Source organism: Micromonospora sp. NPDC005707, assembly GCF_040631005.1.
Lineage (GTDB): Bacteria > Actinomycetota > Actinomycetes > Mycobacteriales > Micromonosporaceae > Micromonospora.
Window position 1 is genome coordinate 1 of the sequence record NZ_JBEXYR010000006.1, and the last position, 23,008, is coordinate 23,008.

A 23,008-nucleotide genomic window follows, 5' to 3' on the forward strand; every position below is an offset into this window, starting at 1 on the left:
GGGGGCGGCCCCGGGGTCCCCCTACCCCCCCTCTGCAAAACTCCCACCCCCCCCCCCGGGGGGGGGGGGGGGGCGGGGGGGGGGGGGGGGCCCCCCCCGGGCCCCCTCCGCGCCGGCTCCCACGGACAAGGAGGGAGGGACGGGATGGCAACCGAAGCGCTCCGCGCCCCGGCGACCACGCCGGTGAAACCGCCACGCCGTCGCGGCGGCGGTATCCGCGGCAACGAGAACGTCGCCGGCTGGCTCTTCGTCGCGCCGGTGATCGTGATCCTCGGGCTCTTCCTGCTGCTGCCGATCCTCATGGCGCTGTGGGTGAGCCTCACCGACTGGAACGGCCAGGGCAGCCCGTTCACCGCCGATGTGCCGTTCGTGGGCGGGAAGAACTACACCCGGCTGTTCGCCGAGGACGGGCTCGACCGCCGGGACTTCATGACCAGCATCCGCAACAACATGTACTACGTGGGCATCGTCGTGCCGGTGCAGACCGCGCTCGCCCTCGGCCTCGCCCTCGTGGTCAACAACCGGATGCTCAAGGGGAAGGGCTTCTTCCGCAGCGCCTTCTACTTCCCCTCGGTCACCAGCTCCGTGGCGATCAGCGTGGTGTTCCTGTTCCTGTTCGCCAACTCCGGTGCGGTCAACAAGCTGCTCGGCCTCCTCGGCGTCAACGGGCCGGAGTGGTTCGCCGACTCCCGGGGCGTGCTGCACCTGCTGTTCGGCGCGGTCGGGATGGACACCCCGCCCGGCGCGCTCACCTCCGGCGGCCCGTTCGGGCTGACCTGGTGGGACTGGCTCTCCGGGCCGAGCGTGGCCATGGTGTCGATCATCTGCCTGGTCATCTGGACCACCTCGGGCACCTTCATGCTGATGTTCCTGGCCGCGTTGCAGAACGTCCCGGTGGCCCTCGACGAGGCGAGCACCCTCGACGGGGCGACCCGCTGGCAGCGCTTCCGCCACGTCACCCTGCCGCTGATCAAGCCCACCATGTTCCTGGTGCTCACCCTCGGCCTGATCGGCTCCTGGCAGGTCTTCGACCAGGTGTACGTGATGAGCCAGGGCGACCCGGCCAAGACCACGCTCACCCCGGCATACCTGTCGTACCGGACCGCCTTCCGGGACTTCGACTACGGCTCGGGGGCGGCCATCTCGTTCGTGCTGTTCCTGATCATCATCCTGTTGACCCTGCTCCAGCGCCGGGTGATGGCCGACCGGGACGAGCCCCGGCGCGCCCGGTGGTGGCGGCGACGCGTACCGGAGGGGTCCTGACATGGCCGTGCTCACCGACCGGCCGGCGGCGCCCGTCGCGCGCCGCACCGACCGCGGGCCGCGCGCCCGGGTCAACCGCATCCTCGGGTACGCGGTCCTGATCGCCTTCGGGCTCGTCTTCCTCTACCCGTTCGTCATTCAGCTCGGCAACTCGCTCAAGACCGAGCCCGACGCGGCGGCGAACCCGCTCTCACCCTTCCCCGACGCGCTCACCCTGGCCGGCTTCGAGCGGATCTTCGCGGGCACCAACTTCCCGCTCTGGCTCGGCAACTCGCTGCTGGTCACCGTGCTGGTCACCCTCGGCCGGGTCTTCTTCGACTCGCTCGCCGGCTACGCGCTGGCGCGGCTGCGCTTCCGGGGCCGGGCCGGGCTGTTCGCCGCGATCATCGCGGTGATGGCGGTGCCCGGCGTGGTGCTGCTCATCCCCAAGTTCCTGGTGCTCAAGCAGCTCGGCCTCTACGACAGCTACGCGGGCCTGGTGGTGCCCCTGCTCGCCGACGCGGCCGGGGTCTTCATCATGAAGCAGTTCTTCGAGTCGGTGCCGGTCAGCGTCGAGGAGGCCGCCCGGATCGACGGCGCGGGCGTGTTCCGCACCTTCTGGTCCGTGGTGCTGCCGATGGCCCGGCCGGCGCTGATCACGCTGACCATCCTGTCGTTCCAGGGCTCCTGGAACGAGTTCCCGCACAGCCTGGTCTCGGTGCAGGACCCGCACCTGTTCACCCTGCCCCGGGGGCTGGCCGACCTGGTCAGCGGGTCGCTCGGCAAGGGCACCCAGTATCCGCTCAAGCTGGGCGCCGCGCTGCTCGCCACCATCCCGGTGGCGGTGCTCTTCGTGGTCTTCCAGCGCTACTTCGTGCGCGGCGCGAACGAGGGCGCCGACAAGGGCTGACCGGCGGCCGGCGGTCCCGCCCCGTGCCGGGACCGCCGCCCCCGGCTCAGCCCTCCTGGAGCACCGAGAACACGTTGCCGGCCGGGTCGGTGAACCAGGCGATCGACGGGCCGTTGCCCCGCATGACCCCCTTGTCGTCCTGCGGCATGCCCTCGTAGCGCTCGAACCGCACCCCGCGCGAGGCCAGCCCGTCCACCGCCCGGTCGATGTCCGGGACCGGGAAATTGAGCACCGTGTAGGTCGCCGGCCGGTGGTCGGGCTTCGGGTAGACCAGCACCGGCCGGTCCCCGGCCAGGTGCAGGGTCAGCAGGCCGCCCATCGCGTCGTCGCGGGACACGCGCAGCCCCAGGACGTCGGTGTAGAACCGCTCCGCGCGGTCCGGGTCGTCCACCGAGAATCCGCTGAACGCCTTCGTGTCCCTGAACATGACCCGCTCCTCACTCCGCCGGTGCGCCGCCTCCGTCGTGCCTACCAGGGGTGGACGGCGCGCGGGACGGAAACTCATCGGCCGGTCAGGGATCGAGCCGGGTCGGCAGACCGAAACGCGGGAACAGCCGGGGGTCCAGGAAGTGGCTGAGCCGGGCGATCCGCCCCCCGGCGCACTCCAGCAGGGTGATCGAGAAGGCCCGGTGACCGCCGGCGGGGTCGACCCGGTACTGGGCGACGGCCGGGCCGCCGTTCGCGGCCACCCGGACCAGCCGGGAGCCCCGGCAGCCGGCCCCCGGGCCGCTCAGCCAGCGGCCGATGTCCGCCGGGCCGCGCAGCCACATGCGGTAGGGCGGCATGCACTGCACGGCGTCGGCCCGCAGCAGCGCCACCAGGGCGTCGACGTCGTAGCGGGCGAAGGCGTCCACGTAGCGGTCGAGCAGGTCGCGGTCGACCGGGTCGAGATCAGGACCGACACGCCCCTCGGCGCGCACCCCGGCCAGGGTCGCCCGGGCCCGCTGGAGCGCGCTGTTGACCGCCGGCACGGTGGCGTCGAGCAGGTCGGCCACCTCGTCGGCGCGCCAGCGCAGCACGTCCCGCAGGATCAGCACGGCGCGCTGCCGGGCCGGCAGGTGCTGGAGCGCGGCCACGAACGCCAGCCGCACCGACTCCCGGGCCACCGCCAGCTCCGCCGGGTCGGCCGGGAGCACCGCCGCGTCCGGCACCGGCTCGACCCAGTCGCCGGCCGGCGTGCCGAGCGACCCGGCCACCGGCGCGGCCGGGCCCTCCAGGTCGACCGGCAGGGCCCGCCGGCCGCGCCCGCGCAGCAGGTCCAGGCAGACGTTGGTGGCGATCCGGTAGAGCCAGGTGCGCAGGCTGGACCGGCCGTCGAAGCCGTCCCGGCCGCGCCAGGCCCGCAGCAGGGTCTCCTGCACCGCGTCCTCGGCGTCGAACACCGAGCCGAGCATCCGGTACGCGTAGCCGGTCAGCTCGACCCGGAACGGCTCGAGGTCGCTCGTCGCGGGCGCCGCTGCGGTCGTCATGCCGCCAACGGTAGGCGGTGCCCCCGACAGCGCGTACTCAGGAAGCGGCCGGCTCGGTGGGGACGCCGACGTGCAGGCGCACCTGGGGGACCAGCATGTCGTCCACGTCCAGCGCGCGGGCCGCGCCGTCCGGCTCCCAGCCGGTCGAGGTGAGGAACGCACGGGTCGCCGCGTCGGCGTCGAACGCCCAGGCCACCGCGCGGGTGAAGCCGTCCTCCCGCCAGTGGTCCACCATGGCGGCGAGCAGCCGGCTGCCGTGCCCGCGCCGGCCCCAGCGCGGCTCGACCAGCAGGTCGGTCACCGCCGCCACGCCGTCGGCGAGGGCCTCGGCCGGCTCGCCCGGCGCGAGCGCCTCGGCGTCGGCCGGACCGGAGGCGGCGAACCCCACCAGATACGATTGCTCGGCCTGTTCGACGGCGACCAGCACGCGGTGCGCGCCCGAGGGCGGCTCCTGCACCGCGGCGCTCCACCGCCGGGCGAGGTACGCCTCGTCCAGGTTGTCGAGCACGTGCCGGGGCAGGATCCGGCGGTACGCGGCCCGCCAGGTGGCGAGCTGGAGGCGTGCGATCTCGCCGGCGTCGGACGGACGCGCGGGGCGGACGTACCCGAGAGCCATGGCACGTGAGCCTACGCAGGGCGAGGAGGGCGACGGTGGCGCAGGGTGCCAGGCGGACGATCGCGCAGGTCGTCGCCGTGGTGGCGCTCGCCGTCGCGGTGACCGCGTTCCTGTCGGTGGCGGCCGTGCGGCACGGCTTTTTCGACCTCAAGGTCTACTACGGCGCGCTGACCTTCTGGGTGCACGACGGCGGGGAGATCTACGACTTCCTCAAGGGCGGCACCCAGTACGGCTTCACCTACCCGCCCTTCGCGGCGCTGGTCATGCTGCCGATGGCCTACCTGCCGTGGGCGGCGGCCATCACGGTGAGCGTGGCCGCCACGGTGGTGGTCAGCGCCGTGGTGATCTGGTGGCTGCTCGACCCGGTCGCCCGCCGCGCCGGCTGGACCCGCTGGTTCGTCCTGGCGGTGGCGCTCTGCCTGGCCGCCGCGTACGAGCCGATGCGCGAGACGGTCAACTTCGGCCAGGTCAACATGCTGCTGCTGTTCCTCGTCGCGGTGGACCTGCTCCGGCTGCTGCCGGCGCGCAGCCGGTGGGCCGGGGTGGGGATCGGACTGGCCACCGCGATCAAGCTGACCCCCGGCATCTTCATCATCTACCTGCTGGTCACCGGCCGCTGGCGGGCCGCGTTCACCGCCATCGGCGCGGCGGCCGCGGCGACCCTGGTGGCCGCCGCGCTCTTCCCGGACGCCTCCCGGGAGTTCTGGACCGAGGCGCTGTGGAACACCGACCGGGTGGGCGAGCTGGCCTTCGTCTCCAACCAGTCGCTGCGCGGCGTGGTGGCCCGGCTCCACCCGGAACACCCGAGCACCGTCGCCTGGCTCGCGCTGGTCCTCGCCACCCTGATCGTCTGGTGCTGGCGCTCCCGGGCCGCGGTGGCCGCCGGCGACGAGGCCACCGGCCTGGCGCTGACCGGCGCCACCATGTGCCTGGTCAGTCCGGTGACCTGGGTGCACCACCTGGTCTGGCTGCTGCCGGGGCTGATCCTGCTGGTCGACAACGGCATGGCGGCCCCCGCCCGCAGCCTCCGGCGCCGCCTGCTGCTGGCCGGCGCCCTCGTCGGGTACGCCCTCCTCATCAGCCGGATCGTCTGGGCGTGGGAGAAGGACTTCACCGGCGTGGACGGGTTCCTGGGCAGCAACACCTACGTGTGGATCAGCCTCGCGCTGCTGCTCGCCCTGCCGATCCGCCGCTGGGCCACGCCGACCGGCGGCGGTCCCGCCGAGCCGGGCGGGCCGGCCGGGTCAGCCGTCGAGCCGGGCGGTGTAGCGCAGCTCCCGGAGCCGGACCGGGTCCCGCCCGCCGTGCAGCGGCACCGCGTAGGTGGACTCCTCCCCGTCCGGTGACAGCCCGGCCCGCTCGTAGAAGCGGCGGGCCCGGGCGTTCTCGGCGAGCACCCAGAGCCGGTATTCCGCCAGGCCCCGCTCCGCGAGGCCGGCCCGGGCCGCCGCGAGCAGCGCCTGAGCCGCCCCGCTGCCCCACCGGGCCGGGTCCAGGTAGACCGCCAGGATCTCCCCGTACGCCGGGTCGAGGTCGCCGCGGTCCTGGTTGTTCCGGTACGGCCCGAAGGTGGTGAACCCCTCGATCGTGCCGCCCGCCTCGGCGACCAGCGTGGTGAACGGGTGCTCCGGGTCGGCCGTGCCGAGGTCCCGGCGGCGCTGGGCCCAGGCGGCCGGGTTCAGCCGGTCGAGCACCTCGGTCGGCATGATCCCGGCGTACCCGGCCTGCCAGCCGCGGATGTGCACCCGCGCTATCGCCTCGGCGTCGTCCGGTTCCTCCCGGCGGATGGTGCGCACCCGTCCGTTCTATGCCGCGCGGGGCGGTCGGTCCAGCCACCGCGCGGCGACAACTCCCGCTCGGCGCGTCTGGCGGCGCGCCGCCACCCGGAGTCGTGGTGTCGTACCGGTGGAATAAGGTCCCCGACGATGGCCGTACCGGAATCGCTCTCCCTCGCCCAGGCCCGCCGGATCGCCCTGGCCGCCCAGGGCTTCGCCGACCCGGCGCCCACCGGTGTGCCCACCCGCCGGCACCTGCGCCGGGTGCTCGACCGGGTCGGGCTCATCCAGATGGACTCGGTCAACGTGCTGCAACGCGCGCACTACCTGCCGCTCTACAGCCGGCTCGGTCCCTACCCGACCACCCTGCTCGACTCGGCCGCCTACCGGCGCCCCCGCGAGCTGTTCGAATACTGGGCGCACGAGGCGTCGCTGGTCCCCGTGGGGCTGCACGCGGCGCTGCGCTGGCGGATGGCCAAGGCCCACGACGAGGCGTGGGGCGGGATGCGCCGGATCGCCCAGGAGCAGCCCGAGCTGGTCGCCTGGGTGCGCGACGAGGTGGCCGCCCGGGGTCCGCTGACCGCCGCGGAGATCGAGCACGACGCACCCCGGGAGACCGGCAACTGGGGCTGGAACTGGTCCACGGTCAAGCGGGCGCTGGAGTTCCTGTTCTGGGCCGGCGAGGTCACCGCCGCCGACCGCACCACCTCGTTCGCCCGCCGCTACGACCTGCCCGAGCGGGTGCTGCCGGCCGCCGTGCTGGACGCGCCCACCCCGAGCGCCGCCGACGCCCACCGCGCGCTGGTGGCGATCGCCGCCCGGTCGCTGGGCGTGGCCGCCGAGCCGGAGCTGCGCGACTACTTCCGGCTGCCGGTGGCCGGCGCCCGGCAGGCGATCGCCGAGCTGGTCGAGGCCGGCGAACTGACCCCGGTCACCGTCGCCGGCTGGCGGCAGCCGGCCTACCTGCACGCCCAGGCGCGGCTGCCCCGCTGGGTGCGCGGCAACACGCTGGTCAGCCCGTTCGACCCGCTGGTGTGGGAACGGGCGCGCGCCGAGCGGCTGTTCGACTTCACCTACCGGATCGAGATCTACGTGCCCGCGCCGCAGCGGGTCTACGGCTACTACGTGCTCCCCTTCCTCCAGGGCGAGCGGTTCACCGCCCGGGTCGACCTCAAGGCCGACCGGAAGGCCGGGGTCCTGCTCGTGCCGGCCGCCTGGGTCGAGCCGGGCGCCGACCCGGGGGAGACCGCGGTGGCGCTCGCCGCCGAGCTCTACCGGCTCGCCGGCTGGCTCGGCCTCGACGCGGTCGCGCCGCCCGCCGCGGGCGACCTGGCCGCCCCGCTGGCCGCCGCCCTGGTGGGTGTGGCCGGTGTACGGTGAGCGCGTGACGAGCGTTGACCGGCCGGCCGCCGCGCCCGACCCGCATCCGGTCCCGCCCGCCGGGGCGGAGGCCTGGCCCGCCGGGGTGGCCTACCCGGCGGTCGAGCCGGACCGGTTCACCCGCATGGTGCTGCGGCTGCACGCCCGCGCCCCGCGCTGGGCGGTGCCCCTCGCGGCGCTCGGCTGCGTCGGCCTGGGCATGGCCTACGCCCTGCTGAGCGACCCCACGCACAGCGACCCGGACGCCCGGCCGACCTGCCTGCTCAAGCTGACCACCGGGCTGGACTGCCCGGGCTGCGGCGGCACCCGCGCCCTCTGGTACGTGCTGCACGCCGACCTGCCCGCCGCCGCCCGGCACCACTTCCTGTTCGTCTTCTCGCTGCCCTTCCTGGCCTGGCTCTTCGTGAGCTGGGCGGGAAACCGGGCGTTCGGCTGGCGGCTGCCGGAGCTGCGGATCAGCCCCAAGGTGATCGGCGGCTTCCTGGCCCTCTGGTTCGCCTTCTCGGTGGCCCGCAACCTGCCCTGGGCCCCGTTCACCTCGCTCTACGTCTGACCGGCGGGAAGCCTCCGCCGCCGGGTTCTGCCGAGATCTTGGACACTTGGCGTTCGGGGCGAACGGGACGTGTCCAAGATTCGCGGCCGGTGCCGCGTTTCACGTCCGCGCGCCCAAGTTTCGCCCGAGGCCCGGGGGCCACTACAGTCGCAGGAATGCCGGAGATGGTGCAGCCCCAGGTCAAGCTGATCGCGTGGACCCAGTTCCAGGCCCCGGACGACGTGCCGTGGTCGACCGATGCGGAGGGCGGTCAGGCGCTCGCCGAGTTCGCCGGCCGGGCCTGCTACCAGAGCTGGAAGAAGCCCAACCCGGCCACCGCGACCAACGCCGGCTACCTGGCGCACATCCTGGACGTGGGGCACCTGTCCGTGCTGGAGCACGGCTCGGTGAGCTTCTACTTCAGCGGGGTGTCCCGGTCCTTCACCCACGAGCTGATCCGGCACCGGCACTTCTCCTACTCGCAGCTCTCCCAGCGCTACGTCCCGGAGCGGGACGCGGCCATGGTCGAGCCGGCGGTGATCGCCGAGGACCCGGAGCTGCACAAGAAGTTCGTCGAGGCGGGCGAGGCGGCCGTCCGGGCGTACAACGAGCTGTTGGAGGGCCTGGAGGCCCGCTTCACCGACGAGCCCAACCCGACGCTGCGCCGCAAGCAGGCCCGGCAGGCGGCCCGGGCGGTGCTGCCCAACGCCACCGAGACCCGGATCGTGGTCACCGGCAACTACCGGGCCTGGCGGCACTTCGTCAAGATGCGCGCCACCGAGCACGCCGACGTGGAGATCCGCGAGCTGGCCGTCGAGTGCCTGCGGCAGCTCCAGGGGGTCGCGCCGAACGTCTTCGCCGACTTCGTGATCTCCACGCTGCCCGACGGCACCGAGGTGGCAGCCTCTCCGCACGCCGAGTGAGTCGTCGCCCTTCGCCGCCGGAGCCCCGGTGGTCGTCCGCTAGGTTGTGAACATGACGCACGACCTCCCTGCCGCCGCGAACCGGGGCGCCTCGCGCCCGTTCGGACGACTGATCACGGCCATGGTGACCCCGTTCACCGCCGACGGGTCGCTCGACCTCGACGGGGCCGTCCGGCTGGCCAGCCACCTCGTCGACGAGCAGGGCAACGACGCGCTGGTGCTCAACGGCACCACCGGCGAGTCGCCGACCACCACCGACGCGGAGCAAGAGGCCCTGATCCGCGCCGTCGCGGAGGCGGTGGGCGACCGGGCCCGGATCGTCGCCGGGGTGGGCACCAACGACACCCGGCACACCATCGAGCTGGCCGCGCAGGCGGAGAAGGCCGGCGCGCACGGCCTGCTGGTGGTCACGCCGTACTACAACAAGCCGCCGCAGAGCGGGCTGCTGCGCCACTTCACGGCGGTCGCCGACGCCACCGGGCTGCCGATCATGCTGTACGACATCCCGCACCGGGCCGGCACCGAGATCGCCACCGAGACCCTGGTCAAGCTGGCCGAGCACGGCCGGATCGTCGCGGTCAAGGACGCCAAGGGCGATCTCACCGCCACCTCCTGGGTGCTGGCCCGCAGCGACCTGGCGTTCTACAGCGGCGAGGACGCGTTGACCCTGCCCGCCCTCGCGGTCGGCGCGGTCGGCGTGGTCGGCACCTCCACGCACTTCACCGGCGTGCCGACCAAGCAGATGATCGAGGCGTACGAGGCGGGCGACACCGCCACGGCGCTCGCCCTGCACCGGCGGCTGCTGCCGCTGTTCACCGGCATCTTCCGGACCCAGGGCGTGATCCTGGTGAAGGCGGGCCTGGCGGCCAAGGGCCTGCCGGCCGGCCCGGTGCGACCCCCGCTGGTGGACGCCACCGGCGACGAACTGGCCCAGCTGCGCGCCGACTGCGCCGCGGCGGGCCTGCCCCTTCCCGAATGACCGAACGACACGACGGACGCCGCGCGACGGCGTCGCAGAATGAGGTGACGCGTGACCGAGGCGCACATCGAGGGTGAGCTGCCCCCGCCGCTGCCGGAGGGCGGCCTGCGGATCATCCCGCTCGGCGGACTCGGCGCCATCGGCCGGAACATGACGGTCTTCGAGTACGACGGCAAGCTGCTGATCGTCGACTGCGGGGTGCTCTTCCCCGACGTCGAGCAGCCGGGCGTGGACCTGATCCTGCCCGACTTCGGCCCGATCCTGGACCGGCTCGGCGACGTGCAGGCGATCGTGCTCACCCACGGCCACGAGGACCACATCGGCGCGGTGCCGTACCTGCTCGCCCACAAGCCGGACATCCCGCTGGTCGGTTCGCAGTTCACCCTGGCGCTGGTCGAGGCGAAGCTGGCCGAGCGGCGGATCCAGCCGTACACGCTGACCGTCGCGGAGGGGCGGCGCGAGCGGCTCGGCCCGTTCGAGTGCGAGTTCTTCGCGGTGAACCACTCGATCCCCGACGCGCTCGCGGTGGCCATCCGCACTCCCGCCGGCCTGGTGCTGCACACCGGCGACTTCAAGATGGACCAGCTCCCGCTGGACGGCCGGATCACCGACCTGGCCGGTTTCGCCCGGCTCGGCGCCGAGGGCGTGGACCTGCTGCTCTCCGACTCCACCAACGCGGAGATCCCCGGCTTCGTCACCCCGGAGCGGGAGATCGGGCCGGTGCTCGACTCGATCTTCGCCAAGGCGCGCGGCCGGATCATCGTCGCCTCGTTCGCCTCCCACGTGCACCGGGTGCAGCAGGTCTTCGACTCCGCCGTCGAGCACGGCCGCAAGGTGGCCCTGATCGGGCGGTCGATGGTGCGCAACATGGGCATCGCCCGCGACCTGGGCCTGCTCAACATCCCGGCGGGCCTGGTGGTCGGGCTGGAGGAGGCCACCACGCTGCCGCCCGAGCAGATCGTGCTGATGTCCACCGGCTCGCAGGGTGAGCCGATGAGCGCGCTGGGCCGGATGGCCAGCGGCGACCACCGGCACATCACCATCGCCCCCGGCGACACGGTGGTGCTCGCCTCCTCGCTGGTGCCGGGCAACGAGACCTCGGTCTACCGGGTGATCAACCGGTTGGCCCGGGCCGGCGCCACCGTGATCCACAAGGACGTGGCCAAGGTGCACGTCTCCGGTCACGCCCCCGCCGGCGAGCTGCTCTACCTGCTCAACGTCACCCGCCCGAGCAACCTCATGCCGGTGCACGGCGAGTGGCGGCACCTGCGGGCGCACGCCCGCCTCGGCATCGAGTCCGGCGTCGAGGCGGACCGGGTGGTGCTCTGCGAGGACGGCGACGTGGTCGACCTGGTCGACGGGCGGGCCAGCCTGGTCGGCCACGTGAAGAGCCGGTACGTCTACGTCGACGGTCTCGCCGTCGGCGACGTCAGCGAGTCGCTGCTCACCGAGCGGCGGATCCTCGGCGACGGCGGCTTCATCGCCACCACCGTGGTGGTCGACTCGGTCACCGGCAAGGTGGTCGGCGGGCCGACCCTGTCGGCGAAGGGCTTCTCCGAGGACCCGGGGGCGTTCAACCCCGTCATCCCGCTGGTCACCGAGGCGCTGAACCGGGCCGCCGCGGACGGCATCACCGACCCGCACCAGCTCCAGCAGATCGTCCGGCGCACCGTCGGCCGCTGGGTCAACGACGCGTACCGCCGCCGGCCGATGATCGTGCCGACGGTCGTCGAGGTCTGACCGCCGCGAGCGCCGCACGCCGGTCCACCGTCCGCGGTGGGCCGGCGTCGCCGTTTCCGGGTACGCCCCGGAGCCGTCCCGCCACGCTCCGCCGATCCTGACCCGTCGCGTTCAACCGATCGGCGCCCGTCTCCGTACTCCGTGCCGGCAGGCGTACCCGCGCCGGCCGGGAGGAGCGTGGCGGATGGACCGCAGACGGATGACAGCCATCGGCGTACTGGTGGCGGCGGCGGGCACGGCGGCGGCGGTGACCCTGCCGTCGTTCGCCGGCGAGAACCCGACCCGGCGGACCGGCCCGGTGGCGTCCGACGGCGTCGCGCCCGAGGTGCTGGACGCGCTGAGCCGCGACCTGTCGCTCACCCGGGACCAGGCGGCCCGGCGGCTGAAGACCGAGCGGTGGGCGTCCGGCACGGTCACGAAACTCCGCGGTGAGCTGGGCGCCGACTACGGCGGCAGCTGGCTCGGCGCCGACGGGACGACGTTGAACGTGGCGGTGGCCGATCCCGCGCAGGCGGCCCGGGTGACCGCCGCGGGCGCGGTGCCGAAGCGGGTCGAGCGCGGGGTCGCCGAGCTGGACAGGGTGAAGACTCGTCTCGACGCGGCCGGCGGCGCGGCCACCCCGGACGTCGCCGGCTGGTACGTCGACGTGGCCACCAACTCGGTCGTGGTGGTCGCCCAGCCCGGCGCGGAGGCGGCCGGCCGCCGGTTCGCCGAGGCAAGCGGGCTGCCCGCCGGCGCCGTGCGGGTGAAGACCGCCGACGAGGCGCCCCGCCCGCTGTTCGACGTGCGGGGCGGCGACGCGTACTTCATCAACAACGCCGGCCGCTGCTCGGTCGGCTTCTCGGTGGTCGGCGGCTTCGTCACGGCCGGGCACTGCGGCCGCCCGGGGGACCGGACCGCGGGCGCGAACCGGGTCGCCCAGGGCACGTTCGCGGCCTCCTCGTTCCCCGGCGACGACTGGGGCGTCGTCGAGGTCAACGGCCAGTGGACGCCGCAGGGCGTGGTCAACGACTTCAACGGCGGCACGGTGCCGGTGAACGGCTCCACCGAGGCCCCGGTCGGCGCCTCGGTGTGCCGCTCCGGCTCGACCACCGGCACCCGCTGCGGGGTCATCCAGGCCAAGAACGCCACGGTGAACTATCCGGAGGGGACGGTCACGGGGCTGACCCGGACCGACGTCTGCGCCGAGCCGGGCGACTCGGGCGGCGCCTGGCTCTCCGGTGACCAGGCGCAGGGCGTCACCTCCGGCGGTTCCGGCGACTGCACGCGGGGCGGCGTGACCTTCTTCCAGCCGGTCAACGAGATCCTCCAGCGCAACAACCTGACCCTGGTCACCGCGGGCGCCCAGCCCTCCGCGCCGCCGGCCGGGGGCGGGGCCACGGCGCCGCCCGCGAGCACCGCACCGGCCACCCCGCCGGTCGGCGACGCGACGGACTGCACCGGGCAGGTGAGCCGGACCGGCCGGATCGCCGCCGGCCGGGCGCAGGTCCAGCCGGACGGCCGCTTCTTCCGGGTGTCCGGCGGCGCCCAGGAGGCGTGCGTGTCCGCACCGGCGGGCGCCCGCGTGGTGCTGGAGCTGCAACGCTTCACCGGCACCACGTTCCGCACCGTGGCCCGCGCCGGCAGCGCCGACGGGCTCGCCCGGCTGACCGCGGACACCCCGGCCGGCGCCTACCGGTACCGGGTCGTCGGGCTGGCCGGCGCCGGCGAGTACACCCTGGCGTTCTCCGCCCGCTGAGCCGCCGCCGGGTCGACCCCGGCGGCACCGGACCGCGGCCCCCGTCCACCACCGCCCGGTGGCCGGGGGCCGCGCCGCGTCCGGCCTCCGGGGTCCGGCTCAGGGCAGCGCGGCGACCGCCTCGGCGAACGCGGCCCCGGTGCTGACCGCCGCCGTGACCAGCACGACGAGCTGCGCGCGGGCCACCCCGTACGCCAGGTCGGTGGTGACGTCGGCGGCCAGCTGCAGCGTCCCGTCGCCCGGGTCGTGCACGTACGCCGCCGGCAGCAGCCGGTCGTGGTTCCAGGCGTTGCAGAACGCGTACGCCTCGGCGCGGCGGGCGGCCGGCAGCCGGCGCAGCGCCACGGCACGGGCGTGCAGCACCTCGCCCTGCGGCCCGAGCCGGCGGAACTGCACCACCGCCTCGCCCCAGCGCCCCACCACGGTGCCGTCGGGCTCCACCAGGTACGCGTCGCCGCGGGCGTCGAGGGCGGCGGTGAGCATCCGCAGGCTCAGCGGGGCCGGCTCCTCCTCGCCGGGCGGCCCGGGCTCGGCCGCGTAATCGCCGGGGATGTCGTCCTCGGCGGGCAGCGGCACCGGCTCGGCGAGCGGCCGTTCGGCCAGCCAGGAGGCGATCCGGCCGGACTGGTGGCCGGTGCCGTTGCGGGCGTCGAAGCTGCCGGCCAGCGTGGTGGCGACGGCCTGGAGCTGGCCGGCGAGCGTTGCCACGTCCACGTCGGCGGCGGGCCGGGGCCCGTGCCCGGGGCGGTGGATGCGCCGCCCGCCGAGACCGGCCTCGGCGGCCAGCCCGCAGAGCAGCGCGCCGGCCGCGGCGAACTCCATGGCGGACAGGTCGTCGGCCGGGTGGTCCAGCCGGGGCAGCTGCTCGGCGAGTACGTCCAGCCCGTGGGCCAGGTGCCCGCCCAGCGCGCAGAACCGCAGGTGCGCGGCGAGCTGCGGGAAGGCCGCCCGCTCCGCACGGTGCCGCCGGTACGCCCGCACGTGCGCGCGGGCGGCGCGCGCCGCGTCACCGGTGCGCAGCCAGGGCAGCAGCCCCGCGGCGAGGGCCCGCTCCGGCTGGTCAGTGCAGGCCGGCTCGCCGTCGAGCGCCGGCTCCAGCACGGCCAGCGCGGCCACCGGCTCGCCCCAGCCGGCCAGCAGCTCGGCCCGGCGGGCCGGGGCGCAGCCGGCGCAGCCCGCCACCGGGTCGGCGGCGTCGCCGGCGGACCAGCGGTCGTACTCGCGGCGGGCGGTGGGCTCGTCGCCGAGGTGGTCGGCGAGCCAGCAGCGCAGCTCGGCCACCGGCCCGGCGTGCGGGCCCAGCCGGTCGGCGAGATCGTCCAACAGGGAGCGGGCCTGGTCCAGGGCCACCCGAGGGGTGCCGAAGAGCGCCTCCACGGCCTGCCGCTGGTGCCGGCGCAGCCGCTCGGCCGCGCCGGGGGCGTCGAGCAGCCCCGGCTCCCGGTCCACCGTGGCCAGACAGCGGCGCACCGGCTCGACCGTCCGCCACCGCTCACCCAGGTGCAGGTACGCCTCGACCAGCGCGAACCGCGCCGCCAGCCCGGTGTGCGGGTCGCCGGTGGCGTCCGCCCGCGCGGCGATCCGTTCCAGCTCGGCGCAGCGGGCCTCGCCGTCGGGCAGGTCCCGGGCGTCGGCGAGCGCGTCGGCCAGCCCCCGGTCCCGGGAGGTGGTCATCGCAGCGTCCCGCCGGGCAGGTCCGCCACGGCGGCGGCGAGCTGGCAGCCGGTGGTGACGCCGCAGTCGACGAGCTGGTCGAGCTGGTGCGGGGTCACCCCGCGTTCCAGGTCGGTGGTCACCTCGCCGCAGATCTGGGCCAGCCCGTCGTCGGCGACGTGCACGAACGCCTTGGGCCAGAGCCGGTCGTGGTTCCAGGCGTTGCAGAAGGCGTGCAGGTCGGGGACCTGCTCGATGCCGAACCGGTGCGCCGCGACGGTGCGCACCTGGAGCAGCTCACCGGCCGTGCCGCGCCGGAAGAACCAGATGAGACTGTCGCCCCAGCGGCCCACCAGGTCGCCGTCGGCGTCTTCGGCCACCGCGTAGCCCCGGTCGGCCAGCACGGCGGCGATCAGCTCGCGGGTCAGCGGTCGCAGCGTCTGCGGGTGTCCGGCCAGGGGGCCGTCCGGACCGTCCTCGATCTCCGGCGACGCCATGAGGGGCATCCCTTCTGAGGCGAATAACACAAACGGCGGCGGATCCGTGCGGCGACGCGCGGACACGACCCGGAAAAGCGGCGATCTGCCGGGTCCCGCCGTTACGGTGACTCTATGGCGGGCCGTACCTCTCAGGCGAGCCGGCGGCGCGGCGCGTCGCCGCGCAAGACCACGAACAGCCGTGCCCGCCAGCCGGCCAAGAAGGCCACCAGGGCGACCGCCCGGCGGCGTCCGGCGCGCGGGCCGAGCCCGGCGGCGTTCGCCGGCCGCGCGCTGGGTGCGCTGTGGATGGGGCTGGCGCACAGCGTGGGCTGGGCGTTCCGGGCCGCCGGCCGGCAGGCCGCCACCACCCGCGAGCTGGATCCGGAGCACCGCCGCGACGGCGCCGGGCTGCTCCTGTTCGGCCTGGCCATCCTCAGCGCCGTGGGCATCTGGTCCGGCGGCGCGGGGCCGGTGGGCCGGCACGTGGCGGACACCGCCCGCCTCTTCGTCGGTGCGATCGCCATCGTGCTGCCGGTGCTGCTCATGGTGGGCGCCTGGCGGCTCATGCGCACCCCGGCCGATCCCGAGCACCGGGGGCGCGGCCTGGTCGGCTGGGGCTCGATGCTGCTCGCCACGGCGGCCATGCTGCACATCGGGCAGGACCCGGTCGACGAGGTCCAGCGTGACTACGCGGGCGGCCTGCTGGGCGCCGGCGTGGGCGATCTGCTCAAGTCCGCGGTCACCGCCTGGGTGGCCATGCCGCTGCTGCTCCTGCTGCTGGTCTTCGGGCTGCTGGTCATCACCGCGACCCCGATCAACAAGATCCCGGAGCGGCTCGGGCTGCGCGGCGGCGCCGTCCCGCCGCCGGAGGCCGAGGAGGCCGAGCCCGAGGCGGCGGCCAAGCCGGCCCGCAAGCGGGCGGCCAAGCGCCTCCCGCCGCCGCTGGACCCGCTCGACCCGGACGACGACCTCGACGGTGTCGACCTGCAGGACACCCTGGTGCTGCCGCGCAAGAAGGTGCCGGCCAGCCGCAAGCCGGTCGAGCCGCCGGAGCACTCCCCGCTGCCCACCCGCGCCGAGCAGCTCGCGCTCACCGGGCTGGCCGGCGACTACACCCTGCCGCCGGCCAACATGCTGGGCAGCGGGGCCGCGCCGAAGACCCGGAGCAAGGCCAACGACGAGGTGATCGCCGCGCTGACCGGCGTCTTCGAGCAGTTCGACGTGGACGCCGCGGTCACCGGCTTCACCCGCGGGCCGACGGTCACCCGCTACGAGGTCGAGCTGGGGCCGGGCGTCAAGGTCGAGCGGATCACCCAGCTCTCCCGCAACATCGCCTACGCCGTGAAGTCCCCGGACGTGCGGATCCTCAGCCCCATCCCGGGCAAGAGCGCGGTCGGCGTGGAGATCCCGAACACCGACCCGGAGAACGTGGCGCTCGGCGACGTGCTGCGCTCGCGGGCCGCGAAGAGCGACCACCACCCGATGGTGGTCGCGCTCGGCAAGGACATCGAGGGCGGCTACGTGGTGGCCAACCTCGCGAAGATGCCGCACATCCTCATCGCCGGCGCCACCGGCGCCGGCAAGTCGTCCTGCCTGAACTCGCTGCTGGTCTCGATCCTCACCCGGGCCACCCCGGACGAGGTGCGGTTGCTGCTGATCGACCCGAAGCGGGTCGAGATGACCGGCTACGAGGGCATCCCGCACCTGGTCACCCCGATCGTGACCAACCCGAAGAAGGCGGCCGACTCGCTGGAGTGGGTCGTCCGCGAGATGGACATGCGCTACGACGACCTCGCCGCCAACGGGGTCCGGCACATTGACGACTTCAACCGCAAGGTGCGCAACGGCGAGATTAAGGCGCCGCCGGGCAGCGAGCGGGAGATGCGGCCCTACCCGTACCTGCTGGTGATCGTGGACGAGCTGGCCGACCTCATGATGGTCGCGCCGCGCGACGTGGAGGACTCGGTCGTCCGGATCACCCAGCTGGCCCGGGCCGCCGGCATCCACCTGGTGCTGGCCACCCAGCGCCCCTCGGTCGACGTGGTCACCGGCCTGATCAAGGCGAACGTGCCGTCCCGGCTCGCCTTCGCCACCTCCTCGCTGGCCGACTCCCGGGTCATCCTCGACCAGCCCGGCGCCGAGAAGCTGCTCGGCCGCGGCGACGGGCTGTTCCTGCCGATGGGTGCGTCGAAGCCGGTCCGCATCCAGGGCGCCTGGGTGACCGAGCGCGAGATCCACGACGTGGTGAAGTTCTGCAAGGACCAGCGCGAGCCGGACTTCCGTCCGGACGTGCTCGCCCCGGCGCAGGACAGCAAGAAGAAGATCGACGAGGACATCGGCGACGACCTGGACCTGCTCGTGCAGGCGGTGGAGCTGGTGGTCACCTCGCAGTTCGGCTCGACCTCGATGCTGCAGCGCAAGCTGCGGGTCGGTTTCGCCAAGGCGGGCCGGCTCATGGATCTCATGGAGACCCGGGGCGTGGTCGGCCCGTCCGAGGGGTCCAAGGCCCGCGACGTGCTGGTCAAGCCGGACGAGCTGGAGGAGGTCCTGGTCGGCCTGCGCGGCGGCGAGGAGTAGCTCGACGTTCACGCGACGAGGGCCCCGCCGGGATCCGGCGGGGCCCTCGTCGTGCTGGCGGTTCGGTCAGGAGTTCAGGATCACGGCGGCGAGCACCATGCCGAGGACGGCGCCGGCGACGCTCGCGACGGCGGCGTACCAGCCGAGCGGCTTGTCGCCGAGCACCGCGCCGACGATGCCGAGGATCAGCCCGACCAGGCCGAGGAACGGCACGAAGATGGCGATCACGGCGAAGACGAAACCGAGGATCGTGCAGATCCGGGCGGCGTTGCTGCGGGGGCGGGTGCTGGCGGGCATGTCGGCCATGATGTCCTCCGTCGTTGGGTTCCCTTGGGTGGGGCGAGGAGGGGATACCCCGGCCGGCAGCACGTCCAAACGGGACGCCGGCGCGCCGGTCAGTGGAAGAGCTTGAGGCCGACCACGCCGGCCACCACGAGCAGCAGGCAGCCGATCCGCGGCAGGCTGGCCGACTCGCCCAGCGCCAGCATGCCGACCAGCGCGGTGCCGACCGCCCCGATGCCGACCCACACCGCGTAGCCGGTGCCCACCGGGATGTCGCGCAGCGCGTACGCCAGGCCGGCCATGCTCGCCACCAGCGAGACGGCGAAGACCAGGGAGGGGACCGGGCGGGTGAAGCCGGCGCTGCGGTCGAGGGCGATCGCCCAGGCGGTCTCCAGCAGTCCGGAGAGCACCAGCACGAGCCAGGCCATGGGTCACCTCTGACGGGACGGGCCCGGCCACCGGGGCCGGGACGGGCGGTCACACGGGGCGTCTTGGCCTGACCGGGTACGCCCACCACTCGTCCGGGGCGGCACGGGGCCGCCGGATCCGACGCTAGCACCGCCGGGGCCGGCGGTCCGGCACGGTGACAAACCCCACCATGGCTGGAGTTCACGCGAACTTCAGGTTGCAGGATGGTCGGCATGACCGTGCTCTTCTCCGACGAGGACGTCGCCGCCGCCGTGGACGCCCCGCTCACCGTCGCCGCCATGCGGGACGCGCTGCTGGCCGCGTACGAGGGACGGCTGATCGCCCCGCCCCGGGCGTCCGCCCCGCTCGGCGGCGGCCGGATGGTGCTCACGGCCGGGCACCTCACCGGCGAGTGGTACGGCTTCCGCTCGTACGACACGTTCGGGCACCCGGAGAGCGGGCAGCTCGTGGTCCTCCACGACGCCACCACCGGGGCGGTACGCGCCATCGCGGTCGGCGAGGAGCTGGGCTCGCGGCGCACCGGGGGACTGGGCGGGGTGGCCGTGGACGCGCTGGCCCGCCCCGACGCGGCCACCCTCGGTGTGGTCGGCTCCGGCCGCCAGGCGTGGACCCAGGTCTGGGCCGCCGCCGCGGTCCGCCCGCTGCGCGAGGTGACCGTGCACAGCCGCTCGGCGGCCCGCCGGGACGCGTTCGCCGCCCGGGTCCGGGCCGAGCTGGGCGTGCCGGCCCGCGCCGTCGACTCGGCCGCCGCGGCGGTGCGCGACCGGGACCTCGTGGTGCTCGCCACCACCAGCACCTGTCCCGTGCTGGCCGCCGCCGACCTCGCCCCGGGCACCCACGTCAACACGGTCGGCTTCAAGCAGGTCGACCGGCACGAGTTCGGGCCGGACCTGCTGGACGCCGCCGACCTGCTGGTCACCGACTCGCCCGCGCAGGCGGCCGCGTACGCCCCGCCGATGCTGGCCGCCGTCGACCCGTACGCGGACCGGTTGCGCGACCTGGGCGCGGTGCTGGCCGGTGCGGTCCCGGGCCGGACCGGCGCGGACCAGATCTCGGTCTTCTGCTCCACCGGCCTGGCGGGCACGGAGGTCTTCCTGCTCGACCGGCTGGCCCGGGTCGGCGCGGCGGCCCGCTGACCCGCGGCTGGAGTGTGAGCAGGCCGATGCCCCCGGCCGGCCGTGGTGGGGTTCCCGGCGCGGCCCGGTACCCTCGGATGGTGTCTGCCACCTCCCCCTCCTCCGACGACTCCAGCTCGGCGCGTCTGGCGCCGCGCCGCGACCTGGAGCCGTCGGCTGACGGCCGTCGCGTCGCCCTGCTGACGCTGGGTTGTGCCCGTAACGAGGTCGACTCGGAGGAGTTGGCCGCCCGGCTGCACGCCGACGGCTGGCAGGTGACCACCGACGGCGAGGGCGCCGACGTGGTGGTGGTGAACACCTGCGGTTTCGTGGAGAAGGCCAAGCAGGACTCGATCCAGACACTGCTGGCCGCCGCCGACACCGGCGCCAAGGTCGTCGCCGCCGGCTGCATGGCCGAGCGCTACGGCCGCGAGCTGGCCGACAGCCTCCCCGAGGCGCAGGCGGTGCTCAGCTTCGACGACTACCCGGACATCGCCGCCCGGCTGGACGCCGTGGTGGCCGGCGAGGCGCTCGGCGCGCACACCCCGCGTGACCGGCGGGAACTGCTGCCCCTCACCCCGGTGAAGCGCCGCGAGGCGGCCGTGTCGCTGCCCGGCCACGGCACACCGACCCGGGTCGCCGCCGAGACCGACGAGCACACCCCGGCGCACCTGCGGCAGGTGCTGCGGCACCGGCTCGACACCGGGCCGGTGGCCTCGCTCAAGCTGGCCAGCGGCTGCGACCGGCGTTGCGCGTTCTGCGCCATCCCGGCGTTCCGCGGGGCGTTCGTCTCGCGCACCCCGGACGAGCTGCTCGCCGAGGCGGAGTGGCTGGCCAAGACCGGCGTCCGCGAGCTGGTGCTGGTCAGCGAGAACTCCACCTCGTACGGCAAGGACCTGGGCGACCCCCGGGCGCTGGAGAAGCTGCTGCCGCAGCTCGCCGCCATCGACGGCATCGTGCGGGTGCGGGCCAGCTACCTCCAGCCCGCCGAGACCCGGCCCGGCCTGGTCGAGGTGATCGCCACCACGCCGGGCGTGGCCGCGTACTTCGACCTGTCGTTCCAGCACTCCAGCGAGCCGGTGCTGCGCCGGATGCGCCGGTTCGGCTCCACCGACCGGTTCCTGGAGCTGCTCGCCTCCGCCCGGGCGCTGGCCCCGGCGGCCGGCGCGCGGAGCAACTTCATCGTCGGCTTCCCCGGCGAGACCCGGCAGGACGTGGCCGAGCTGGTCCGGTTCCTGACCGAGGCGCGGCTCGACGCCATCGGCGTGTTCGACTACAGCGACGAGGACGGCACCGAGGCCGCCGGCCTGCCCGGCAAGGTCTCCGCCGCGACGATCAAGCGCCGCTACGACAAGCTGGCCGCGCTCGCCGACGAGCTCTGCTCGCAGCGGGCCGAAGAGCGGCTCGGCTCGACGGTGGAGGTGCTGGTCGACTCGGTCGCCGACGGCGTGGTCGAGGGGCGGGCCGCCCACCAGGCGCCCGAGGTCGACGGCTCGACCACCCTGGTCGCCCCGGACGGCGGCGGGGTGGACCTGGCCGCGCTGCGCCCCGGTGACCTGGTCCGGGCCACGGTCACCGCGACCGAGGGAGTCGACCTGATCGCCGTACCGGATGAGATGATCTCGGCGGCGCCCGGCGCGGCACGGTGACGGCGGGTCCGGACAGAACGGGGAAGCCACGTGGGGCGGTGCCGGACATGACCGGAGCGGAGTCGACGGTGGCGGCCCCGGTGCCCCTGCTCAACGCGGCGAACGTGCTGACCGCGGTGCGGCTGGTGCTGGTACCGGTCTTCGCGGTCACCGTGGTCGCCTCCGCCATGAGCCACACCGGCTGGCGGATGGCCGCCTGCGTGATCTTCGTGGTCGCCTCGGCGACCGACCTGGTGGACGGCTGGATCGCCCGCCGGTTCGGGCTGGTCACCTCGCTGGGCAAGGTGGCCGACCCGATCGCCGACAAGGCGCTCACCGGCGCCGCCCTCGTGCTGCTCTCCTGGTACGACCGGCTGCCCTGGTGGGTGACCGCGGTGATCCTCGCCCGCGAGCTGGGCATCACCGCGCTGCGGTTCTGGGTGATCCGGCGCGGGGTCATCGCGGCCAGCCGGGGCGGCAAGATCAAGACGGCGCTGCAGATCCTGGCGATCACCTGGTACCTCTGGCCGATGCCCGACGCGCTGGCCCCGGTCGGGCCGTGGATCATGGGCGCCGCCGTGGTGGTCACCGTGGTGACCGGCTTCGACTACGTCGCCCAGGCGCTGCGCCTGCGCCGTCCCACCGGCTGACCCCGCGCGGCACGTCGCCGCCGACAACCACATGATCGGCGAATCCGTGCGCAGGATGAGTAGGTCGCCGCGGGGCGGGAAGAGAGGGCCGGCATGGGGACGGATGCGAACTACGAGCGGCCCGCCGGCAGTCCGGCGGCCTCGGTGGTGCACAGCCTGCACGAGCGCAAGGAGACCCTGGCCACCGTCGAGTCGCTGACCGGCGGGCTGCTCTCCGCCGCGATCGTGGAGATCGCCGGGGTCAGCGGGGTCTTCCGCGGCGGCCTGGTGGTCTACGCCACCGAGTTGAAGTCGGAGCTGGCCGGCGTACCGGAGGGCCTGCTCGCCGAGCGCGGGCCGGTCGATCCCGACGTGGCCGCCGCCCTCGCCGAGGGCGGGCGGCGGCGCTGCGGCGCCGACTGGGGGCTGGCCACCACCGGCGTGGCCGGGCCGGAGCCGCAGGACGGCAAGCCGGTCGGCCTGGTCTACGTCGCCGCGGCCGGGTCCGGCGGCACCGAGGTCCGCGAGCTGCGCCTCGACGGTGGCCGGGAGCACGTCCGCTCGGCCGCGGTGATCGAGGCGCTGCGCCTGCTCGCCGAGCAGATCCACGCCGCCTCCCAGGCCGACGAGGCGCGGTCCGCCGACGAGGCGGACGGCGCCGACCGGACCGGCGCCGACCGGCCGTGACCCGGTTCGCGACACGCCCGACCGCGGGCGATCCGGCCCGGGGACCCCGACCGGCCCGCGAGGGCGGTTCGCAGGATTGGAGAGGCGGGGTGGGATGTCGTCGTGGCGACCAACGGGTACGGTTGCGGGAAGGCTCCGGCGGACGACGCCGGCGCCGGGGCGGTCCGCCGCGCCCGGCGCGGCACGCCCGGCCGGAGATGGTGGTTCCCGTTCAGGGGGAGGTGC

22 protein-coding genes and 1 riboswitch are annotated in these 23,008 nt (G+C 74.6%); of the genes, 14 read left to right on the forward strand and 8 right to left on the reverse strand.

Going from position 1 to position 23,008, the window contains the following annotated elements; genetic code table 11:
* The first annotated feature begins 144 nt into the window (after nucleotides 1–144).
* The gene (locus ABZ452_RS12950; protein WP_357942023.1) at nucleotides 145–1,263 is read left to right on the forward strand and encodes a sugar ABC transporter permease; all 1,119 of its coding nucleotides are present in this window, start codon (nucleotides 145–147) and stop codon (nucleotides 1,261–1,263) included.
* Between the two features lies 1 nt (nucleotide 1,264).
* The gene (locus tag ABZ452_RS12955; protein WP_357942025.1) at nucleotides 1,265–2,152 is read left to right on the forward strand and encodes a carbohydrate ABC transporter permease; all 888 of its coding nucleotides are present in this window, start codon (nucleotides 1,265–1,267) and stop codon (nucleotides 2,150–2,152) included.
* 46 nt (nucleotides 2,153–2,198) lie between these two features.
* Here the strand turns inward: ABZ452_RS12955 and ABZ452_RS12960 are convergent, their stop codons facing one another.
* The 3 genes from ABZ452_RS12960 to ABZ452_RS12970 all read right to left on the reverse strand — a co-directional run bounded on the left by ABZ452_RS12960 (nucleotide 2,199) and on the right by ABZ452_RS12970 (nucleotide 4,237).
* Nucleotides 2,199–2,579 (reverse strand): VOC family protein, encoded by a 381-nt coding sequence (locus ABZ452_RS12960; protein WP_357942027.1) that lies wholly within the window; start codon nucleotides 2,577–2,579, stop codon nucleotides 2,199–2,201.
* A gap of 85 nt (nucleotides 2,580–2,664) precedes the next feature.
* Complete coding sequence (locus ABZ452_RS12965) at nucleotides 2,665–3,621, reverse strand: sigma-70 family RNA polymerase sigma factor (RefSeq protein ID WP_357942030.1); 957 nt, start codon at nucleotides 3,619–3,621, stop codon at nucleotides 2,665–2,667.
* A gap of 37 nt (nucleotides 3,622–3,658) precedes the next feature.
* Nucleotides 3,659–4,237, reverse strand: a complete 579-nt coding sequence (locus tag ABZ452_RS12970; protein ID WP_357942032.1) for a GNAT family N-acetyltransferase — start codon at nucleotides 4,235–4,237, stop codon at nucleotides 3,659–3,661.
* A gap of 35 nt (nucleotides 4,238–4,272) precedes the next feature.
* Here ABZ452_RS12970 and ABZ452_RS12975 point away from each other — a divergent pair, with 35 nt between their 5' ends.
* Nucleotides 4,273–5,583 (forward strand): glycosyltransferase family 87 protein, encoded by a 1,311-nt coding sequence (locus ABZ452_RS12975; protein ID WP_357942034.1) that lies wholly within the window; start codon nucleotides 4,273–4,275, stop codon nucleotides 5,581–5,583.
* Here ABZ452_RS12975 and ABZ452_RS12980 read toward each other — a convergent pair.
* Nucleotides 5,482–6,033, reverse strand: coding sequence for a GNAT family N-acetyltransferase (locus ABZ452_RS12980; RefSeq protein WP_357942036.1), 552 nt, complete (start codon nucleotides 6,031–6,033; stop codon nucleotides 5,482–5,484). The two genes, ABZ452_RS12975 and ABZ452_RS12980, sit on opposite strands and share 102 nt — an antisense overlap.
* Nucleotides 6,034–6,162: 129 nt before the next feature.
* On the opposite strand from ABZ452_RS12980, the gene ABZ452_RS12985 reads away from it, so the two are divergent.
* The 6 genes from ABZ452_RS12985 to ABZ452_RS13010 all read left to right on the forward strand — a co-directional run bounded on the left by ABZ452_RS12985 (nucleotide 6,163) and on the right by ABZ452_RS13010 (nucleotide 13,304).
* A complete protein-coding gene (locus ABZ452_RS12985) occupies nucleotides 6,163–7,392 on the forward strand; it encodes a crosslink repair DNA glycosylase YcaQ family protein (protein ID WP_357942038.1) in 1,230 nt (409 codons plus the stop codon).
* The gene (locus ABZ452_RS12990; protein WP_357942040.1) at nucleotides 7,382–7,945 is read left to right on the forward strand and encodes a DUF2752 domain-containing protein; all 564 of its coding nucleotides are present in this window, start codon (nucleotides 7,382–7,384) and stop codon (nucleotides 7,943–7,945) included. Before ABZ452_RS12985 ends, ABZ452_RS12990 begins: the two co-directional genes overlap by 11 nt.
* 164 nt (nucleotides 7,946–8,109) lie before the next feature.
* Nucleotides 8,110–8,847 carry an FAD-dependent thymidylate synthase gene (gene thyX, locus ABZ452_RS12995; RefSeq protein ID WP_357942806.1) on the forward strand — a complete coding sequence of 246 codons (738 nt, stop codon included), beginning with the start codon at nucleotides 8,110–8,112 and terminating at the stop codon, nucleotides 8,845–8,847.
* Between the two features lie 52 nt (nucleotides 8,848–8,899).
* Entirely contained in the window at nucleotides 8,900–9,826 is a 927-nt protein-coding gene (gene dapA, locus ABZ452_RS13000; protein ID WP_357942042.1) for a 4-hydroxy-tetrahydrodipicolinate synthase, read from the forward strand.
* Between the two features lie 51 nt (nucleotides 9,827–9,877).
* Nucleotides 9,878–11,566, forward strand: a complete 1,689-nt coding sequence (locus ABZ452_RS13005; RefSeq protein ID WP_357942044.1) for a ribonuclease J — start codon at nucleotides 9,878–9,880, stop codon at nucleotides 11,564–11,566.
* Between the two features lie 184 nt (nucleotides 11,567–11,750).
* Nucleotides 11,751–13,304 carry a S1 family peptidase gene (locus tag ABZ452_RS13010; RefSeq protein WP_357942046.1) on the forward strand — a complete coding sequence of 518 codons (1,554 nt, stop codon included), beginning with the start codon at nucleotides 11,751–11,753 and terminating at the stop codon, nucleotides 13,302–13,304.
* A 99-nt stretch (nucleotides 13,305–13,403) separates the two neighbouring features.
* Here the strand turns inward: ABZ452_RS13010 and ABZ452_RS13015 are convergent, their stop codons facing one another.
* Entirely contained in the window at nucleotides 13,404–14,978 is a 1,575-nt protein-coding gene (locus ABZ452_RS13015; protein WP_357942048.1) for a YbjN domain-containing protein, read from the reverse strand.
* Nucleotides 14,975–15,454 carry a YbjN domain-containing protein gene (locus tag ABZ452_RS13020; RefSeq protein WP_357942050.1) on the reverse strand — a complete coding sequence of 160 codons (480 nt, stop codon included), beginning with the start codon at nucleotides 15,452–15,454 and terminating at the stop codon, nucleotides 14,975–14,977. The genes ABZ452_RS13015 and ABZ452_RS13020 overlap by 4 nt, the downstream gene beginning before the upstream one ends.
* Nucleotides 15,455–15,568: 114 nt before the next feature.
* On the opposite strand from ABZ452_RS13020, the gene ABZ452_RS13025 reads away from it, so the two are divergent.
* On the forward strand, nucleotides 15,569–18,013 hold the full coding sequence (locus tag ABZ452_RS13025; protein WP_357942052.1) for a DNA translocase FtsK: 2,445 nt from the start codon (nucleotides 15,569–15,571) through the stop codon (nucleotides 18,011–18,013).
* A gap of 66 nt (nucleotides 18,014–18,079) precedes the next feature.
* Here ABZ452_RS13025 and ABZ452_RS13030 read toward each other — a convergent pair whose 3' ends face one another.
* Nucleotides 18,080–18,319 carry a hypothetical protein gene (locus ABZ452_RS13030; RefSeq protein ID WP_357942054.1) on the reverse strand — a complete coding sequence of 80 codons (240 nt, stop codon included), beginning with the start codon at nucleotides 18,317–18,319 and terminating at the stop codon, nucleotides 18,080–18,082.
* 89 nt (nucleotides 18,320–18,408) lie between these two features.
* A complete protein-coding gene (locus tag ABZ452_RS13035) occupies nucleotides 18,409–18,723 on the reverse strand; it encodes an SMR family transporter (RefSeq protein ID WP_357942056.1) in 315 nt (104 codons plus the stop codon).
* Nucleotides 18,724–18,775: 52 nt separating this feature from the next.
* Nucleotides 18,776–18,841, reverse strand: a riboswitch (guanidine-III (ykkC-III) riboswitch).
* A 95-nt stretch (nucleotides 18,842–18,936) separates the two neighbouring features.
* On the opposite strand from ABZ452_RS13035, the gene ABZ452_RS13040 reads away from it, so the two are divergent.
* The 4 genes from ABZ452_RS13040 to ABZ452_RS13055 all read left to right on the forward strand — a co-directional run bounded on the left by ABZ452_RS13040 (nucleotide 18,937) and on the right by ABZ452_RS13055 (nucleotide 22,783).
* A complete protein-coding gene (locus ABZ452_RS13040; RefSeq protein WP_357942058.1) occupies nucleotides 18,937–19,860 on the forward strand; it encodes an ornithine cyclodeaminase family protein in 924 nt (307 codons plus the stop codon).
* Between the two features lie 77 nt (nucleotides 19,861–19,937).
* Entirely contained in the window at nucleotides 19,938–21,488 is a 1,551-nt protein-coding gene (rimO, locus tag ABZ452_RS13045; RefSeq protein WP_357942060.1) for a 30S ribosomal protein S12 methylthiotransferase RimO, read from the forward strand.
* Between the two features lie 47 nt (nucleotides 21,489–21,535).
* Nucleotides 21,536–22,117 (forward strand): CDP-diacylglycerol--glycerol-3-phosphate 3-phosphatidyltransferase, encoded by a 582-nt coding sequence (pgsA, locus tag ABZ452_RS13050; protein WP_357942062.1) that lies wholly within the window; start codon nucleotides 21,536–21,538, stop codon nucleotides 22,115–22,117.
* 93 nt (nucleotides 22,118–22,210) lie between these two features.
* Nucleotides 22,211–22,783: a CinA family protein gene (locus tag ABZ452_RS13055; RefSeq protein WP_357942064.1), complete on the forward strand. Its 573-nt coding sequence runs from the start codon at nucleotides 22,211–22,213 to the stop codon at nucleotides 22,781–22,783.
* Nucleotides 22,784–23,008 lie beyond the last annotated feature (225 nt).